The sequence below is a fragment of the Dactylosporangium sp. NPDC051087 genome (assembly GCF_055586325.1).
Map to the genome: position 1 here is coordinate 55,425 of NZ_JBVJIJ010000011.1, position 18,519 is coordinate 73,943.

The following is an 18,519-nucleotide window of genomic DNA, read 5'->3' on the forward strand; positions in this document are numbered from 1 at the left end:
CAACGCTGCACCGGGAGGGGTTTGACCGTGGAGGGTCGGCTGCCAGATCCCGGCGACGCACTGACCGGTGTGGAAATGTTCAGTGGTCTGGAGCCCGATGTGCGTCAGCGGGTCATCCAGGCGGCGGTGCCACGGACATACCGCAAGGGCCAGTTGCTGTTCGTCGAAAACGATCCGGGCGAATCACTCATCGTGCTCAAGCGCGGTGCGGTGATGGTCTTCCGGACCGCGCCGACCGGCGAGCGCGCGGTCCTCTCGGTGGTCCGCCCGCCCGACACGCTCGGCGAGGTGTCGCTCCTGGACGGCGCGGCCCGCTCCGCCTCCGCCGAGGCGATCGAGGACTGCCAGGCCCTGGCGCTGTCCCGGCACGCGTTCATCGAGCTCGTCCACGCCAACCCGCGCATCCTCGACGCGGTCATGCGCTCCCTGGGCGCGCTCATCCGGCGGCTCACCGAGCAGAACGCCGACCACGTCTTCCTCGACCTGCCCGGCCGGGTCGCCAAGACCCTCGTCCGCCTCGCCGGCGAGACCAACGCGCCGATGGTGACCATCGAGCTCAACCAGAGCCAGCTGGCGGAGATGGCGGGTGGCTCGCGGCAGAGCGTCAACCAGGCGATCGGGTCGTTCGCCAGCCGCGGCTGGCTGCGCACCGAGGGCCGGCGGATCGTCGTCACCGACCTCAGCGCCCTGCGCCGCCGCGCCGGCATGACCGACCGCTGACCCGCGGCCCGCACCACCTGGACCGCCATCCTCAGGGCCACCCCCGGGGCCACCGTGCCGCGTGACGCAACGCGGTGGCCGGTCGGGTCCCCGGCGTGTGAGGATGTGCGGGGACCTGAGTCAGGGAGTGTCGGCGATTTCCAGTCAGTGCGCACGCTGCGGCCGCCAGTCGGGCGACGGTGACCGGTTCTGCGGTGGATGCGGCGCCGAGCTCAGCCCTGCCTGCGCGACGTGCGGCCGCTCGCTGAACCCCGACGCCTCCTTCTGCACCGGCTGCGGCACCCCCCGCGCCGCCTCCGGCGGCGCCGGCGGCGGGCAGGGGCGCTCCGACCGTGGCGGTGGTCACATCGGCCGCTCCACCGTGCCGATCCCCGTCACCCGCAGTGAGGACCGCCGCCGCATCAGCGTCCTCTTCGTCGACCTGATCGACTTCACACCCTATGTCGAGCGCGCCGACCCGGAGCTGGTCCGCGAGCTGCAGAAGGGCTTCTTCTCCACCGCGCGCGAGGTCATCGGGCAATACGGCGGGGTGGTCGAGAAATACATCGGCGACGCCGTGATGGCCCTCTTCGGCGCGCCCGTGGCGACCGAGACCGACGCCGTGCGCTGCGTGCGGGCCGGCCTCGAGCTGCAGCGGGTCCTCGCGCGGTACGCGAGCACCGGCGAGGGCGAGCGGGCGCTGCGCTTCCGCGTCGGCGTCGCGACCGGCGAGGCCCTGGTCGACGTGGCCGCGGCCCGCGACGGCGGCCAGGCGATCGTCGCCGGCGACGTGGTCAACACCGCCTCCCGGCTGCAGTCCCTCGCGCCGCCCGGCGGGGTCCTCGTCTGCGGCAGCACCTATGCGCTGACCAAGTCCTCGATCCGCTACGAGGCGCAGCCGCCCGCCACCCTGCGCGGGCGCTCCACCCCGACCGAGGTGTGGCTCGCGCTCGCGCCGCTGCGGCGCAACCACCCCGACCGGGAGGCCGGCTCCACGCCCCTGGTCAACCGCACCCACGAGCTGAGCCTGCTGGTCAACGCCCTGCACCGGGGCCTGCGGGAGCGCACACCGCAGCTGGTGACCGTGATCGGGCACGCCGGGATCGGCAAGAGCCGCCTGGTGCACGAGCTCTTCCTGCACGCCGAGCGGCTCTTCGACGCGCCCGTCGCGTGGCGGACCGGGCGCTGCCCGCCCTTCGGGGAGAACGTGACCTATGCCGCGCTCGCCGACATCGTCAAGGCGCAGGCCGGCATCCTCGACACCGACAGCGCCGAGACCGCCCGGGAGCGGCTCGACACGGCGCTCAGCGTGATCGTCACCCCGTCGGAGGCGGAGCGGCTCGCCGACGCGCTCAGCCCGCTCGTCGGCCTGCCCGGCCCGAAGCTGGCCCCCGACGAGACCGAGTCCGCCTGGCGGCGGTTCGTCGTCGCGCTCGCCGCCCACCGGCCGACCGTCCTGGTCTTCGAGGACCTGCACTGGGCCGACGAGTCGATGGTCCGGTTCGTGGAGCGGCTCGGGGCGTCGGTGCGCGACGTGCCGCTGCTGCTGCTGTCCACGGCCCGGCCCGAGTTCCTGGAGCGCAACGCCAGCTGGGCGGGCGCCATCGCCGGGTCGGTCACGATCACCCTGCCGCCGCTGCGCGACGCCGAGATCGCCACCATGTACGCGCACCTGCTGGGCCAGGCGGCGTTCCCCGGGCACTCGCTCAACTCCCTCGTCGAGCTCGCCGACGGCAACCCGCTGTATGCGCTGGAATACACCCGCATGCTCGCCGAGCAGGGCAACGTGCGCACGTCGGACACCCTGGCGCGGGTGCTGCCGATGCCCGACAGCGTGCACGCCGTCATCGCCAACCGGGTCGACCTCCTCGAGGCCGCCGACCGTGCCGTGCTGCAGGCCGCCGCCGTCGTCGGGATGAACTTCTGGCCGGGTGCCGTCGCGGCCGCGATGAGCCGCCCCGCCGACGGCATCGAGCGCTCGCTGCGCCGCCTGGAGCAGCGCGACCTGATCCACGAGCAGGCCGCCTCCACGATGGAGGGGCAGACGGAGTACCGCTTCGGCCACGTCCTCGTCCGGGACGTCTGCTACCAGCGGCTCCCCCGCACCGAGCGGGTCGCCCGGCACGAGCTGACCGCCGCCTGGCTGGACAGCGTCGCCGCCGACCGGGACACCGACCTCGCCGAGGTGGTCGCCAACCACCGGTACACGGCCTACGAGATCGCCGGGTCGCTCGGCCTCGACGCGCCCCGCTACAGCGGTCCGGCCCGCGACGCGCTGCACCGGGCGGCCCGCCGCACGTATGCGCTGCACGCCCTCGACGCGGCCGCCGCCCACGCCGGCAAGGCCCTCGCGCTCTGCGACGACAGCACCGACCAGGGTGAGCGGCTGCGGATCGAGCTGCTCGCGACCGAGATCGCCTTCTACGCCGACCCTGACGCGTTCCTCGGCACCGGCGGCACGGATCAGCTGTCCGGCCTGGCGGAGCGCCTGTACGCCTCCGGGGAGCAGGCCAGCGCCGCCCGGGCCTGGACCATCCGCGGGCAGGCGGCGTGGCTGCGCGCCGACCGGCTCGGCGCCCTGTCCTGCCTGGACCGGGCCGTCGAGCTCTTCGACGAGCTGCCCGACGCGCCGGAGAAGGCCGACGCCTACGCGGAGCTGGGCCGGCTGCACATGTCCAACTTCGAGGTCGAGCCGGCGGTCGCCGCGGCCAGCGCCGCCGCCGAGATCGCCGACCGGCTCGGCCTGATCGAGGTCGCCACCAGCGCCCGGATCACCATCGGCACCGCCCTCTTCCAGGCCGGTGACCGGTCCGGCCTGGTCGAGCTGCAGGCCGCCCTGGAGGTGTGCCGGGAGCGGCGGCTGCTGTCTGAGCACCGGGCGATGCGCAACGTCGCCTGGGCGCTGCTGGAGGACGGCGACTGGACGGCCTCCGCCGCCATGTACGAGAGCACCCGCCACACGGTCCCCGGCAGCCACACCCTCGCCACCGGCTACTCCAACGTGGCGCAGGTCGCCTACTTCACCGGCGACTGGGCCACCCTCATCGACGTCGCCGAGCGGGCGCCCGCCTCCGAATGGGACCTGCAGGTCCGCGGCGCGCACGCCTGGATGAAGATCCTGCGCGGCGAGCCCTGGATCAACGCCGAGGAGATCGAGGACCTGGTCGCCGCGGGCCGGCGCAGCGGCTTCTACCGCCTGCAGTGGACCGTGCTCGGCCACGGCGCCCTCTGCCGGGCGCTGCAGGGCCGCGCACGCGACGCCGAGGCGCTCGTCGTCGAGCTCGCCAAGACGTGGCGGGAGGTGCGGGCCATCGCCAGCGGCGAGTGGATCGACGCGACCGCGCACGCCGCCGTCCTCGCCGGGCGGGTCGCGATGATGGCGATCCGCGACATGCTCGCCGACGTGCCGCACCGCACCCCGTGGGTCGAGGCGGCGATGCGGACGATCACCGGGGCGATCGCGTTCGTCGACGGCGACTTCGCCCGCGCCGCCGACATGCACCTCGCCGCCGCGGAGCTCTACGGCGAGATCCCCAACGCCTCCGCCCGCATCCTGTCGCTGACGTGGGCGGTGCAGGCGCTCGGCCGGCTCGGCCCCGCCGCGGCCGACCGGCTCGAGCCGTGGCGCAGCGAGCTGGTGGCCTTCTCGACCCAGGCCGGCGCGCCGCTGCTGCTGACCCTGGCCGAGCTGCCGCCTACGCCGCTATAGGCTGCTTGTCGGGCTCCGGCGCGCTCTTCACCTTCTGCGCGTACATGTCGATGTACTCGCGGCCGGACAGGGTCATCAGCTCATACATGATCTCGTCGGTGACGGCGCGCTCGATGAACCGGTCCCCGGCCATGCCCGCGTAGCGGGAGAAGTCCAGGGCCGGGCCGAAGCGGATGTGCACGCGCTTCAGGTTCGGCAGGATCTGCCCGATCGGCTGCACTTTGTCCATGTTCATCATCGCCACCGGTACGACCACGGCACCGGACTCCAGCGCCAGGCGCGCCACGCCGGTCTTGCCCCGGTAGAGCCGGCCGTCCGGGGAGCGGGTGCCCTCCGGGTAGATGCCGAAGACGCCACCCTCCCGGAGGATCTTCAGGCCGACCTCCAGGGCGGCGCGGGCCGCCTTGCCGCCGGACCGGTCGATCGGGACCTGGCCCGTGCCGGCGAAGAACAGCTTGACCAGCCGGCCCTTGATCCCCTTGCCGGTGAAATATTCCGCCTTCGCCGGGAAGGTGACCCGCCGCTTGACGCTCAGCGGCATGAAGATCGAGTCCGCGAACGAGAGGTGGTTGCTGGCGATGATCACGGGCCCCTCGGCGGGGACGTGCTCCAGCCCCTCCACCCTGGGGCGGAAGATGAGCTTCAGCACAGGCCCGAGGACGATGTACTTGAGGAACCAGTAGAGCACCGCTCAACCTTCCAAGATCTGCCAGACAATCGGTGATGACCGTCGCAAAGAGCCTACGAACCAGTTCGGCACACCACAACGCACTCCCGGAAGCACCGTCGCTCGTGTCAGGATTTCGGTCAGCGGTTTTTTCGCGGCGGACCCGGTCGTCGCGGTGTCGGCCGCGGGGAGGGGCAGGCGGTGCCAGGGGGTGGGGCGCGGCGCGGCCGGCGCGACAACGGCCTGGTGGCGCAGGAATATGCGGTGGTCGGGGACGTTGATCCGAGGGTCGGCGAGCATCTGCTGGACGTGCTGGCGGCGGGCGGGATCGCCGCCTATCTCCAGCCTGCCACCGATCTGCACCCGGTGACGCGCACCACGACCCTGCCCGCCAGACCCACCGACCGGCTCTACGCTGATCGTGACCACCTCGCCACCGCCCGCGACTACCTGAGCCAGCTCACCGCCGTACCAGAGCAGCACACCCCACCCGCCGAGGCCCCGCAACCGGCCAAGGCGACCCCCGCCCCGGAGGCCAAGACGAGCCGCAAATCGGACGACGAGACGTTCGCCAGCATCATCGCCGGCTTCCACACGACCGTCGATCCGACCAGCGCGCCCTGGCCCGCCGCCGAGGACCTCGACTCGTCGGGCTCCGCCGCCGCCGACATGGACACCGAGCCGGCCCCGCGCACCCCGCTGCGCCGCGCCTCCGACGCCGTCGACCGTTCGCTGCTGGACAGCCTCGACTCGTTCGGCGCCGACCTGCCCGACGACGAGGACGACGAGGCCGGCTACACGCCCCCTCCCCCGCCGCCGCTGCCGCGGATCGCGCCGTCGACGCTGGTCGCGGTCGTCGCCCTGGTCGCGGGCCTGGTCCTGCTGATCTGGCCCGACCTGCTGCCGGTCTTCGGGCCGCAGTCGACCCTGTTCCTGGGCTTCGCGCTGCTGCTGAGCGGCTTCGTGACCCTGATCCTCCGGCTGCGCCCCGGCGACGAGGAGGACGACGACCCGGACAACGGCGCCCGCGTCTGAGGCGTGTCCGGCAAGTGCCCGGCAAGTGCTCGGCCTCCACCTGACCGGGCGCGTCTCAGGTCCCGGGCTTCTCGAGCCAGTCGAGGATCGCGTCGATGGGCTCCTGCCAGCGGGCGTCGAGCATCATGTCGTGGCCCATGCCCGGGAAGAGCAGCGGGGAGCCGCCGTAGCGGCGGGCCACCCACTCCAGGGCGGCCGCGGACACGACGCGGTCGTCGGGGCTGCCGGCGACCAGGACCGGCGGGTTGCCGACCGGCGGCTCCGGCTCCTGGCGGCGGACCAGCTGCCGCTGCGCGCCGGCCGGGACCCGCTGGAGGCGGGCCGTGTAGGACTGGGCCGCGCCCGCCGGCAGGGTGCGGCTGAACAGCTGCGACTGGCGCAGCGCGACCCGCCCGCCGAACAGGCCGGGGACCGTCCCGGCCGGGTTGCGGCGCAGCAGGCCCAGCGCGGTCGCCGGGCCGCCGAAGACCGGGGCGACGAGCACGCCGGCGCGGGCCGGATACCGCGCCATGGCCATGGCGACGACCAGGGCACCGGCGCCGTGCCCGACGAGGACCGCCTGCCTGGGCAGGGCCGCGGCGACCTGGGTGACGTCGTGGACGTAGTCACGCAGGCGGGCGTCGGGGTCGGGGCCGCTGCCGCCGTGGCCGCGCAGGCTCATCGCGGACGCCGGGAAGCCCCGCTGGGCGGTGTGCTCCAGCCAGTGCTGGGCGAAGGCCCAGGCGCCGTGACCGTACCCGGGGACGAACAGCACCGGCGGCCGGTCCTCGGGGTGCTCCGGCCGCTCGGTGAGGACCTCGCGGCGGACCGGCTTCGGCGGGTCGGACCACTCGTCGGAGCGCATGACACGGGTGGTCAACGGACGGCCTCCAGCTCGTGCAGGGACTTCTCCAGCTCCCGCAGGTACACGAAGTGACTCACCTCGAACCAGTGCCGGGTCGAGTCGGTGACCTTGCCGGCGGTGAAACGGCGGTCACCGTCCTGCCGCAGCCTCGCCCACAGGGCCTGCGCCTTCGCGGGTGACGCGTCCAGCACGCGCAGCCACTGGGCGATGAACACGGTCTGCCAGTGCGAGAGGGTGAACACGCCCGAGTCGGGCTGCAGCAGCCCGGCGACGGCGAGGGTCGGGTGGGTCCGGGACAGCATCTGCAGCGCGAGCCTCGGGCGGCCCGCCGCATCCGTCGACAGCAGCTCCGGCGCGAGGAAGTCGAAGCTCGGCACGTACCCGGTGGCGAAGACGACCAGGTCGGGCTCGACGGTGCGGCCGTCGGCCAGGACGACCTCGGTGCGGTCGAACCGTTTGATGTCGGGCAGCGGGGTGATCCCGCCGTGGCCGAGATAGTAGGGCAGCTGGCTGTTGACGAGCGGATGCATCTCGAGCAGGCCGTGGTCGGGCTTCGGCAGGCCGAAGCGGGTCAGGTCGCCGACCGTCATGTTGATCGTGCGCTGCAGCAGCCACTGGCGCAGCCGGAACGGCAGCCGCATCGCGAGGATCCGGTCGTTGACCTGGTCGGCGGGCTTGCCCAGGGCGTACTTCGGCGCGTACCAGTACCCACGGCGGGTCGAGTGCCAGCACTTCGCGGCCTGCTGGGCGGCCTCGACGGCGATGTCGCAGCCGGTGTTGCCGGCGCCGACGACGAGGACCTTGCGCCCGCGCAGCTGGGCCGCGTCCTTGTACTGCCCGGCGTGGATGACCTTGCCGCGGAAGTCCTCCAGCCCCTCGTAGTCGGGCATCTTCGGCGACCAGTTGTGCCCGTTGGCGGCGACGACGGCCGCATACCGCATCGTGCGGGGCGCGCCGCCCCGGGAGCCGCGCACCGTGACGTCCCAGCGCGGCGGACCGCCGGCGGGGTCCTCGGCGGGCTCGACCTTCGACACGTCGGTGCCGAACCAGATGTGCTCCCGCAACGAGAAATGGTCGGCATACCGCTCGAAATACGCCAGCAGCTGCGAATGGTGCGGGTAGTCGGGCCAGTCGTCGGGCATCGGGAAGTCGGGGAACTGGGTGAACGGCTTCGAGCTGATCAGGTGGGTGCTGGCGTAGACGGGGCTGCGGTCGTGCCGCCAGTTCCACCCGCCGCCGACGCCGGTCTCGCGCTCGTAGCAGTCGACGCCGAAGCCGGCCTCGCGGAGGTTCTTGATCGCGGCGAGCCCGGTGCCGCCGGCGCCGATGACACAGACGGTGTCGCCGCGGTCGTAGACGGGCTCACCGTCACGCCAGTGGGTCGCGCCGCCGTCCAGCTGGTCGAAACTTGTCACCCGCGTCGTCTCCCCACTGCACCGCGCATGCTGTGTCGCGGCCAGATCCTCGTCCGCTCGGCGCTGGTTTGTCCAGTCCCGCACGTCACGACGCCCGCCCCAGCTCCCGATCCGTTCCCGCTCCCCGCTCCCGTGATCCGGAAGAGTTTTGGTCCCCCGCTCCCGTGACCCGGAGGATTCCGCTCCCGATCCGTTCCCGCTCCCCGCCCCCCGTGATCCGGAAGAGTTTTGGTCTCCCGCTCCCGTGACCCGGAAGATCCCGCTCCCGTGACCCGGAAGATCCCGCTCCCGTGATCCGGAAGGTCCCGCTCCCGTATCCGGGAGGATTCGGCTCCCGTGATCCGGAAGAGATCTGGTCTCCCGCTCCCGTGAACCGGAAGACCCCGCTCCTGCAAACCGGAGGATCCCGCTCCCCGTGATCCGGAAGAGATTTCGTCGCTCTGGCGACCAGAAGTCTTCCGGATCATGAGAATCGTCAGCCCCCGGTAACCGGGAGCGCGGCCGCGACGTCTGGCAGCTCGTCGACACCGGCACCGACGCGATCGGCGGCCGGTTGAGGACGGCGTCGATCCGCACGACGACGTTCCGGATGGTCCGCTCCGGGAGTCGGTTGCCCCGCTCGGCACGACCGGGGCGGGGCGGGGAAGGTGGCCCGACCCGCCGGCCGCGGGTTGGTCACGACCGGCAGGTCGTGTCGCGGCCGGTCACGGCCGCGCGGGCAACTACCGGCGGCGGGAGAGGGAAGGCCGTCCACGGCCTGACCGGCGGCTGACGGGAGCAACGGACCCCGGCCACGACGAGCCGGAGCAGGGAGCTCTTCGCTCTTCGCTCTTGGCTCTTCGCTCTTCGCTCTTGGCTTTTCGCTTTTCGCTCTGGCGCTTCGCTCTTCGTTCTGGCGGTCGCTATTCGGGCAGGTCGAGCTCGACGACGACCGGGAAGTGGTCGCTGGCCTGGCGGGCGGCGGGGGTGTCGACGATCTCGTAGGACAGGACGGTGATGCGGGGGTCGACGAAGACGACGTCGAGGCGTTCCCGCGGGGCGGAGCACGGGAACGTGTGGCGCTCGTCGGCGCCGGCGGAGTCGAGCAGGCCGTCGGCGAGGGTGCGCCAGGCGGCGCCGCCGGAGTTCTCGTTGAGGTCGGCGGCGAAGATGACCGGCTCGGTGAGCTCCGACAACCGCTCCTTGAGCAGGGCGGCCTGGCCGGGGCGTTCGGTGGCGTCGGTGGACAGGTGCGAGCCGACGGCGGCGAACGAGGACCGGCCGACCCGGCAGCGGACGAACGCGGCGCCCCGCATGTGCCGGCCCGGGGTCAGCGGGTAGCGCATGTCGAAGGCGTCGAAGGCGCGGACCCGCAGGTTGGTCAGGACGAGGTTGCCCAGGGACGGCAGGCCCCCGCCGCCGATGACGAGCTCGAAGTCGCGGGCGAGGGCCGCCGACTTCTGCCGCCACCGGAAGCGGCGGGGCGCCTCCTGCAGGATCGCCACGTCGGGCGCGATCTCCCGCACGACCTGCGCGAGGGCCCGGCGGTCGTCGCGCAGGCTGTGCAGGTTGTACGACAGGACCCTCAGTTTGCTCATTCCGCCGCCTGCGCTGCGCTCCGGCGTCGGCCTGAGCCCATCCGCACACATGATGAGCGGCCCGGGCCGCTGCGCCGGCCGCTCATACGCGCGCCAGGTCGGCGGCTCCGACCACTCCCGCGAGGTTGCCCATGAGGGCGGGGCGGACCTCGGCGACGGGGAGCCGGCCGCGCTGGGCGAGCTGGTCCTCGTAGCTGGCCCTGGCCGGCTTCATCAGCAGGTCGCCGGCGTCGATGACGCCGCCGCCGAGGACGATGACCTGCGGGTCGAGGATCTGCACGATGTCGGCGAGGGCGACGCCGAGCCAGCGGCCGATCTGCTCGAAGGCGCCGGTCGCGACCGTGTCGCCGAGGCGGGCGGCCTGGGTCACGGCGTGCCCCCGGATGGCGTCGGGGTCGCCGCCGACGAGGCCGAGGAGCTGCTCGGCGAGCTCGGGCTTCTCCCGCGCGTCGGCCTTGGCGAAGCGGACGAGGGCGTTGCCGCTGGCGTACTGCTCCAGGCAGCCGAACCGGCCGCAGCCGCACGGGTGGCCGCCGGGGACCATCGTCATGTGGCCGAGCTCGGCGGCGATGCCGTTGGTGCCGCGGATGAGGTTGCCGTTGATGACGATGCCGCCGCCGATGCCGGTGCCGACGGTGAAGAGCACCATCGAGTCGCTGGCGTCGCGGCCGGCGCCGAACTGGAACTCGGCCCAGGTGGCGGCGTTGCCGTCGTTCTCCACGACGATGGGCAGGCCGACGGCGGCGGTGATCTTCTCGCGCAGCGGCTCGTTGCGCCAGGCGAGGTTGGGGGCGAACTGCACGATCGAGCGGGTCGCGTCGATCCAGCCGGCCGCGCCGATGCCGACGGCGTCGACGGGGTGGCCGGCGGCCAGCTCCTTGATCACGTCGATGATCCGGTCGGCCGTCTGCGACGGGTCCTGGGCCGGCGTGTCGCGCCGGGTCTGCGCGAGGACGTCACCCGCGGAGTCGACGACCCCGCCGAGCACCTTGGTTCCGCCGATGTCGACTCCGATGGTCAATCCCACCGCGTCTGTCTCCTCTCGCACAGGCGCTATGCCTCGGGATCAATCTTGGGTTTGACGGCCTTCTTGGCCATCGGTTTCGGCGACTTCGGTGTCTCCGTGGTGGCGTTCTGCCAAACGTCTTCTGGTTCCTGTGGTGGTTCCGGTGTACGGGTCCCGAACGCCCTGAGCACGCCCGCGAGCCCGACGGCCAGGTCGCCGACGCCCGTGGCGAGCCGCTCGGCGAACTCGGGGTCGGGGTCGCGGGCCGCGGCGATCGCCTTGCAGACCGGGCAGACGCAGCACTCGGCGGAGCCGGTGGCGAAGCCCGCGGTGCTGTTCGCGGCGACGGACAGGGCGGCGAGCGCGGTCGCCACCAGGCGTTCGGCCTCCTCGCGCGGGTCCCGGGTCACGCCGGCCCCTCCACGCGGCGCTTGAGCTCCTTCAACGCCGTGTCCATGATCATCTTCTCGGCCTTGCGCTTGAACATGCCGAGCATGCCGATCGCCAGCTCCACGGCGAGGGAATAGGTCACCGTGGAGGTGCCGTCGCCGTTGGCGGTAATGTCGTACGAGCCGTCCTGCTGCTTCTGCATCTTCGACGGCGCGACCAGGCTCCACTCGATCCGGGTCAGGTCCTCGGCGTATTCGTACTGCAACGTGTATTCGTCCGAGACCGGGCCGGAGTCCAGCACGAAGCTGACCTGACTGGCGTAGCCGTCCTCGTATTCCTCGACCACCTCGACCGACTTCACCGCGGCGACCCACTCGGGGTATCGGGCGAAGTCGGCGATGACCTCGGCGATGCGCTCCGGGGGCGCGTCAATGACGATCGACTGCGTCGAAGTGTCGGCCATGCGTGGCAGGCTACCTCTGCGGTGCGCCTGACGATCCGTCGGCAGGGTAGGTTCCCGAATACGGGTTGAAAGTAAGGAGTCGTACGTGCGCGAGTTCACCGTGCCGCCAGCGGTCACCGTCGGCGATCACGCCACGCTGACCGACCCCGTGTGGGACAACGCGGCCGAGGCACCCGGCGCCGTGCAGTTCCAGCGCTTCGTCTCCGGCGGCTGGCAGGACGTGACCTGCGGCCAGTTCCACGACCAGGTCCTCACGCTCGCCCGGGGGCTTCTGGCCGCGGGCGTCGAGCCCGGCGAGCGGGTCGCGCTGATGAGCAAGACGCGCTACGAGTGGACGCTGATCGACTACGCGATCTGGTCCGTCGGCGCGGTCACCGTGCCGATCTACGAGACCTCCAGCGACGAGCAGGTGGCCTGGATCCTCGAGGACTCCGGCGCGGTCGCGATCTTCGTGGAGACCGACGCGCACCGCGACGCGGTCGCCGCGATCCGGCCCTCCTCGGTCGAGCACGTCTGGCAGATCGACGGCACTCCCGGATGCGTCGACGTGCTGGCGGCCGACGGCGCCGCGGTCCCCCGCGAGGACGTCGAGGCCAGGCGCACCGCCACGAAGGCCGACGACCTCGCCACGATCATCTACACCAGCGGCACGACCGGGCGGCCCAAAGGCTGCATGATCACGCACCGCAACATGCTGTCCGACATCGTCAACGCGATCCCCGAGCTGCAGTCGCTGTTCCACCAGGGCGCCCGCACGCTGCTGTTCCTGCCCCTCGCGCACTCGTTCGCCCGGCTGATCCAGATCGGTGTCGTGCAGGCCCGCGCCACGATGGGGCACACCGCCGACACGAAGAACCTCGCGGCGACCCTGCAGAGCTTCAAGCCGACGTTCGTGCTGTCGGTGCCGCGCGTGTTCGAGAAGGTCTACAACACCGCGAAGCAGCGCGCCCACGCCGACGGCAAGGGCGCCATCTTCGACCGCTCGGAGCGGGTGGCGATCGCCTGGTCGCAGGCCGACGGCAGGCCCGGCCCGCTGCTGAAGGCGCAGCACGCGTTGTTCGACCGCCTGGTGTACGGCAAGCTGCGGGCCGCGCTCGGCGGGCAGTGCTCGCGGGCGATCTCCGGCGGGGCGCCCCTCGGCGAGCGGCTCGCGCACTTCTACCGCGGCATCGGCGTGACCATCTTCGAGGGCTACGGGCTGACCGAGACGTCGCCGGCCACGAATGCCAACCGGGACACCGGCGCGCGCATGGGCACCGTCGGGCGGCCGCTGCCCGGCGTCACGATCCGCATCGACGACGACGGCGAGATCCTCGTCCAGGGCGACATCGTCTTCCAGGGGTACTGGAACAACCCCGCCGCCACCGCGGAGGCGATCGACGGCGACGGCTGGTTCCACACCGGCGACATCGGCGAGCTCGACGACGACGGGTATCTGCGGATCACCGGCCGCAAGAAGGAGCTCATCGTCACCGCCGGCGGCAAGAACGTCGCCCCGGCCGTGCTCGAGGACCGGGTCCGCGCGCACCCCCTGGTCAGCCAGTGCATGGTCGTCGGGGACCGGCAGCCGTTCATCGCCGCGCTGGTCACCGTCGACCCCGACGCGCTGCCGGCCTGGGCCCGCTCCCACGGCAAGCCCGACGACTTCCCGTTCGTCGACGACCCCGAGCTGCGCGCCGAGATCCAGACCGCGATCGACGAGGCCAACACCGCCGTGTCGAAGGCCGAAGGGATCAAGGTGTTCCGGATCCTGCCGCAGGACTTCACCGAAGCGACCGGAACGCTCACTCCGTCGTTGAAGGTGAAACGGAACGTCGTCCTGAAGGAGTACGCCGCAGACATCGCCGCCATCTACGAGCGCTGATGCTGTCACCCACGGTAGGGAGGACCATTCGTTGACCGAGCTGACGGTGCTGGGCGACCGCCCCAGAAGCGCCGTGATCACGGTTCGTGTCCTGATGCTCGCGCTCGTCGCGGCGCTCCTGCTCATCGACGGGGCGCGCGCGCCGGAGCTGCTGTGGCTCGTGCTGCTGCTGCTCGCCGTCGCGATCGCCACGGTCGCGCCGCCCGGGCACCGGGTCGCGCAGCTCGGCCGCGCCGCCGAGGTGCTCATCGTCGCGCTCGCCGCGTCGACCGCCGACACCGTCTTCCTCGTCTACCTGCCGGTGCCCGTCATCGGCGCGGCGCTCGCCTCCGGGCTGGTCGTCGCCACCGCCCACCTGGCGGCCGCGGCGGTCGTCCTGGCCGCCGGCGGGGCCATCGACGGGGTGCTCGGCGACCGCCCGTACCTGAGCAGCTGCCTGCAGTGGCTGGTCTTCGCCGGGATCGGCGCCTACCAGGCCGGGATCCTGCAGCGGGCCTTCCTCGCCCGGCGCACCGACGAGACGCCGCAGCCCTACGTGGAGGCGACCCGGCTGCTCACCCAGCTGCGCAGCGTCGCCCGGCAGCTGCCCGGCGCCACCCTCGACCCCGGCGGCCTCGCCGAGCACCTCCTCGACGAGGTCCGGGCGATGGTCCCGTCCTCGCGCGGCGCGGTGCTGTCCGGCAGCGGCGGCGGCCGCCTCGTCGTGCTCGCCCAGGCCGGCGTGGAGCGCCTCGACTGGGAGACCGCCCTGGACACCGAGAGCTCCGTCGCCGACGCGTGGGCGACGCAGCAGCCGGTCGTGTCGGGCCGCTCGCAGGCCCGCTCGGTCGCGCCGAGCCGGGACATCTCCTCGATGGTCGTGCCGCTCGTCGCCGGCGTCCGGACCGTCGGGCTCATCATCCTGGAGAGTGACAGCGCCGGCGCGTACCCGCCGGCCGTCCTCGCCCGGGTCACCGGCCTCACCGGCGCGGCCGCGCTGCGCCTGGAGGCCGCGCTGCTCTTCGACGAGGTCCGCTCCCTCGCCACCACCGAGGAGCGCCAGCGGCTCGCCCGTGAGATCCACGACGGCGTCGCCCAGGAGCTCGTCATGGTCGGCTACGGCATCGACAACGCGGTCGCCGCGCTGCCCGACGCCACCGCCGCCGAGGAGGAGCTGCGCATCCTGCGCGCCGAGGTCACCCGGGTCATCACGGAGCTGCGGCTGTCGCTGTTCGAGCTGCGCAGCGAGGTCGACCGGTACGGCGGGCTCACCGCCGCGATCGCCGACTACGCGCGCACCGTCGGCGCCTCGGCCGGGCTGCGCGTGCACCTCTCGCTCGACGAAACCACCGCCCGACTGCCCGCCGCGGTCGAGGCAGAACTGCTGCGCATTGCCCAGGAAGCCATCACGAACGCGCGGAAACACGCCGGCGCGGAGAATCTTTGGGTAACGTGCGCGGTCGATCCACCGTTCGCACAGGTAGAAATCTCCGACGATGGAAGCGGCATCGGTGAGAACCGCCCTGACGGACGCTATGGTCTTGCGATCATGGCCGAGAGAGCGGAACGTATCCGAGGCCGGTTGGAGATCACACCGCGCGTGCCGAATGGGACAACAGTGGCGGTTGTGCTCGGAACCGCACCGCGTGCGCGGTAGCGTGAAGGCACCAGAGGGAGAGAGCACCGGGAATGTCGACTACCGCGACGCCGACGACGCGCACCAAAGTTCTGCTCGTCGACGACCACGATCTCATCCGCAGAGGACTGCGGCACGCCTTCGAGCGTGACCGTCAGTTCGAGGTGGTGGGTGAGGCCGCGACGGCCGCCGAGGCGATCCGCCAGGCCGGCGCCCTGCAGCCCGACGTGGTCATCATGGACCTGCGCCTCCCCGACGGCAGCGGCCTCGAGGCGACCAGGGCCCTGCGCAAGACCAGCAACACCATGGGCATCGTGGTCCTGACCATGTATGCCGGGGACGACCAGCTCTTCGGCGCCCTCGAAGCCGGCGCGTCGGCGTTCGTGCCGAAGACCGCGCCCGCCGACGAGGTCGTCGCCGCAGCCCGTCACGCCGCGTCGGCGCCCTCCGCGTTCACCGCGGCGGACCTCGCCGAGGCGATGAAGCGGCGCCTCGCCCCCAGCGGCCCGCAGCTGTCCCCCCGCGAGGGCCAGGTGCTGCGCCTGCTCGCCGACGGCATGAGCGTCGCGGGCATCGCCAAGCAATTGTTCGTCTCCGAGTCCACCGCGAAGACGCACATCTCGAAGCTGTATGAGAAGCTCGGCGCCGCGAACCGCGCCCAGGCCCTCATGACCGCGCTGCGTCTCGGCCTCCTCGAAGCCCCGGACGCCCCGAAGTTCTGACCCGTTCCTCCGGTTCCCCGACTTTTCGATAGGCGCTGGCCGATCTGCCCCCAACCCCCAGAACGGCCAGCCTGTCGTTTCCCCGGGCACGCATGACCTCCCGTGCGGCATTGACCCTGGTCGCGGCGACAGGACCGCAGTGAATGTCTTCCTGGTGCCGCTTTCTCGTTTCCCCGCCCCGTCTCCCCACGGAATGCGGGGTGCTCTTCCCGGCGGGCGACCGTCCGTCGCACGCCGTCAGCACGAGACCCGGCACGCCCGGCCAACCCCGGATACCGGGCGCCTGACCGGGCGCCGGGGCCGGATATCGGCTGGTCAGGCAATGCGGTCCGGAATGGCGAGCAGGCCGCCGAGGTCTCCCGGCACCAGACGCCGTTCCCCAGCGACCAGTCCGTCCCACGCCCGGCGGCACGAGACCACGCGGACACGACCGACCGGCTGCCGGACGCGTGACCGGACACCCGGGTGAGCGGCCGGTCAGGCGATGCGGTCCGGGAACGGCGAGCAAGACGCAGAGGCGGGCCGCCGAGCCTCCCAGCAGCAGACGAAACACGGGGCGCTCTTCCCCGGGCAAGCAACCCGTCCGTCGCACGCCCAGCAGCACAAGACCCCGCGGACACGACCAACCGGGCGACGGGCTTATGACCGGGCGCCGGCTGGTCAGCCGAGCGCCGGCTGGTCAGGCGATGCGGTCCGGGAACGGTGAGCGGGGCGAAGGGGCGGTCCGCCGAATTCTCCCGACGCCAGACCGAATGCGGGGCGCTCTTGTCCGCACGCGACCGTCCGTCGCAAGCCCGGCACGAGACCACGCGGACACAACCGGGCCGGGTGCCGGGCGGGCGGTCAGGTGGTGCGGTCCGGGGGTGTGGTGAGCAGGGCGCGGAGGCGGTCCGCCTGGGTTTCCCAGCGCCAGTCCGACTCGACCCAGGCACGGCCAGCGGCACCCATCCTCGCGGCGAGGGCGGGGTCCAGCAGGAGGGTCGTGATGCGGTCGGCGACGGCGGCCACGTCGCGGCCCGGGACGACGAACCCGGTCTCCCCCTCACGGACGGCGTCGGGTGCGCCGCCGGAGTCGCCGGCGACGACGGGGAGCCCGGTGGCGGAGGCTTCGAGGTACACGATGCCGAGGCCCTCGACGTCGAGGCCGCGGCGCCGGGTCCTGCAGGGCATGGCGAAGACGTCGCCGGCGGCGTAGTGGGCGGGCAGCTCGGCCCACGAGACGGAGCCGGTGAAGACAACGTCGCGCTCGACGTCGTGCTCTCGGGCGAGGCGCTCCAGCGTGGCCCGGTGCGGACCGCCGCTGACCATCAGCAGGGCGGCACCGGGCACGGCGCGGCGGATCCGCGGCAGCGCCCGGATCAGCACGTCCTGGCCCTTGCGAGGCACGAGACGCGACACGCACACGATCACGGGGCGGTCGGTGAGCTGGTGACGGGCCCGGACCAGCTGCCGGTCGACCGACGGTGAGTACGCGTCGACGTCGACGCCGGGTGCCAGCCGCTGCAGCGACGTGAGCCCGTCGAGGGCCTTGGCGAGCCGGGTGCGGGTGTATTCGCCGAGGTACGTGACGACGTCGGCGCCTCGCCCGATGCGCCGCAGCAGCGTCCGGGCACCCGGCAGCGCCGCCCATCCGACCTCGTGGCCGTGGGTGAGCGCGACGACCCGCTCGACACCGGCCCGGCGCCGCAGCCCGTCGGCGAGCAGCCCGAGCGGCGCGGCCGCACCGAACCAGACGCTGTCGCAGCCGTGCGCCCGGGCGATCTCGGCCGCGCGCCGTGCCACGCCGGGCGTGGGCAGGAGCATGCCGGTCGACTCCCGCACGACCTCGAACGGCTGCTCGGCGTCGAACTTGTCCGCGTCCCGGAACGTCGAGCAGTACACGACCACGGAGCCCGCGGGCTGCCGCACCGCGAGGTTGTGCACGAACTGCTGGATCCCACCCGGCCTGGGCGGGAAGTCGTTGGTGACGAGCAGTGTGGTCATCGCCGCCCCGCCCGGCTGCTCCGTGCCCCGGCCCCCGCCACGGCGCCGGGTCCACGGCCTGCGGCGCCGCCGCGGCACCGCTGCCCGCCGCCCTTCCCGGTGTGGGTCGAGCAGGGTCGGGCAAGGTCGATCGTGTCAGCCGGGCACCGGCGCTCCGGGCCTGGCGTGAGAGCACCAGCGGCGGTCGGCGCCGTTCCCGCAACCCGGACAGCCGCTCCGCAGCGAACTCCCCCGCGACCCGGAGCACCGCCCCCGGCGCCCGGACGCACCACACAGTCGCCCACGAACCGCTGCGCACCAGGCATCGCCGGCCACGCGCGTTCACCGGTCGCGGCCGCTGTGCGTCGAACCGCTCCATGGCACGAAGCATCGGCGCGGGAACCGCCCCGCGCCCCCAGACGCACCACGCGGACGCCCACGAACCGCTGCGCACGAGGCATCGCCGGCCAGATGTCTCCACCGGTCGCTGTACGTCGAACCGCACCATGGCACGGAGCGACGGCGCGGGGACCGCCCCGCGCGCCCAGACG

Annotated in this window: 13 protein-coding genes and 1 pseudogene; 6 read left to right on the forward strand and 8 right to left on the reverse strand. The window is 72.6% G+C overall.

Annotation, left to right across the window (positions count from 1 at the left end):
• The first annotated feature begins 27 nt into the window (after nt 1-27).
• Nucleotides 28-720: a Crp/Fnr family transcriptional regulator gene (locus tag ACZ6TV_RS21745; protein ID WP_033362537.1), complete on the forward strand. Its 693-nt coding sequence runs from the start codon at nt 28-30 to the stop codon at nt 718-720.
• Between the two features lie 127 nt (nt 721-847).
• Nucleotides 848-4,408 carry an AAA family ATPase gene (locus ACZ6TV_RS21750; RefSeq protein WP_465299032.1) on the forward strand — a complete coding sequence of 1,187 codons (3,561 nt, stop codon included), beginning with the start codon at nt 848-850 and terminating at the stop codon, nt 4,406-4,408.
• On the opposite strand, the gene ACZ6TV_RS21755 is transcribed toward ACZ6TV_RS21750, so the two are convergent.
• Entirely contained in the window at nt 4,395-5,096 is a 702-nt protein-coding gene (locus ACZ6TV_RS21755) for a lysophospholipid acyltransferase family protein (RefSeq protein ID WP_465299033.1), read from the reverse strand. The genes ACZ6TV_RS21750 and ACZ6TV_RS21755 overlap by 14 nt on opposite strands.
• Before the next feature lie 180 nt (nt 5,097-5,276).
• Here ACZ6TV_RS21755 and ACZ6TV_RS21760 point away from each other — a divergent pair, with 180 nt between their 5' ends.
• Nucleotides 5,277-6,110, forward strand: a complete 834-nt coding sequence (locus ACZ6TV_RS21760) for a DUF308 domain-containing protein (RefSeq protein WP_465299034.1) — start codon at nt 5,277-5,279, stop codon at nt 6,108-6,110.
• Nucleotides 6,111-6,165: 55 nt separating this feature from the next.
• Here ACZ6TV_RS21760 and ACZ6TV_RS21765 read toward each other — a convergent pair whose 3' ends face one another.
• The 6 genes and pseudogenes from ACZ6TV_RS21765 to ACZ6TV_RS21790 all read right to left on the reverse strand — a co-directional run bounded on the left by ACZ6TV_RS21765 (nt 6,166) and on the right by ACZ6TV_RS21790 (nt 11,805).
• Nucleotides 6,166-6,954, reverse strand: coding sequence for an alpha/beta hydrolase (locus ACZ6TV_RS21765; RefSeq protein WP_465299278.1), 789 nt, complete (start codon nt 6,952-6,954; stop codon nt 6,166-6,168).
• A gap of 11 nt (nt 6,955-6,965) precedes the next feature.
• Nucleotides 6,966-8,369, reverse strand: coding sequence for a flavin-containing monooxygenase (locus tag ACZ6TV_RS21770; RefSeq protein ID WP_465299035.1), 1,404 nt, complete (start codon nt 8,367-8,369; stop codon nt 6,966-6,968).
• Nucleotides 8,370-9,271: 902 nt separating this feature from the next.
• The gene (locus tag ACZ6TV_RS21775) at nt 9,272-9,946 is read right to left on the reverse strand and encodes an endonuclease/exonuclease/phosphatase family protein (RefSeq protein WP_465299036.1); all 675 of its coding nucleotides are present in this window, start codon (nt 9,944-9,946) and stop codon (nt 9,272-9,274) included.
• Between the two features lie 82 nt (nt 9,947-10,028).
• Entirely contained in the window at nt 10,029-10,973 is a 945-nt protein-coding gene (locus tag ACZ6TV_RS21780) for an ROK family glucokinase (RefSeq protein ID WP_465299037.1), read from the reverse strand.
• Nucleotides 10,974-11,044: 71 nt separating this feature from the next.
• Nucleotides 11,045-11,362, reverse strand: a pseudogene (locus ACZ6TV_RS21785) (hypothetical protein); the annotation flags it as partial.
• Nucleotides 11,359-11,805, reverse strand: coding sequence for an SRPBCC family protein (locus ACZ6TV_RS21790; RefSeq protein WP_465299038.1), 447 nt, complete (start codon nt 11,803-11,805; stop codon nt 11,359-11,361). The gene ACZ6TV_RS21790 and the pseudogene ACZ6TV_RS21785, both read right to left, overlap by 4 nt.
• 85 nt (nt 11,806-11,890) lie before the next feature.
• Here ACZ6TV_RS21790 and ACZ6TV_RS21795 point away from each other — a divergent pair, with 85 nt between their 5' ends.
• From ACZ6TV_RS21795 to ACZ6TV_RS21805, 3 genes are all read left to right on the forward strand, one after another.
• Complete coding sequence (locus tag ACZ6TV_RS21795) at nt 11,891-13,669, forward strand: AMP-dependent synthetase/ligase (protein ID WP_465299039.1); 1,779 nt, start codon at nt 11,891-11,893, stop codon at nt 13,667-13,669.
• A 94-nt stretch (nt 13,670-13,763) separates the two neighbouring features.
• The gene (locus tag ACZ6TV_RS21800; protein WP_465299279.1) at nt 13,764-15,305 is read left to right on the forward strand and encodes a sensor histidine kinase; all 1,542 of its coding nucleotides are present in this window, start codon (nt 13,764-13,766) and stop codon (nt 15,303-15,305) included.
• Between the two features lie 32 nt (nt 15,306-15,337).
• Nucleotides 15,338-16,006, forward strand: a complete 669-nt coding sequence (locus ACZ6TV_RS21805) for a response regulator transcription factor (RefSeq protein ID WP_033362529.1) — start codon at nt 15,338-15,340, stop codon at nt 16,004-16,006.
• A gap of 843 nt (nt 16,007-16,849) precedes the next feature.
• On the opposite strand, the gene ACZ6TV_RS21810 is transcribed toward ACZ6TV_RS21805, so the two are convergent.
• Entirely contained in the window at nt 16,850-17,989 is a 1,140-nt protein-coding gene (locus ACZ6TV_RS21810; RefSeq protein ID WP_465299040.1) for a glycosyltransferase family 4 protein, read from the reverse strand.
• Nucleotides 17,990-18,519: the final 530 nt, after the last annotated feature.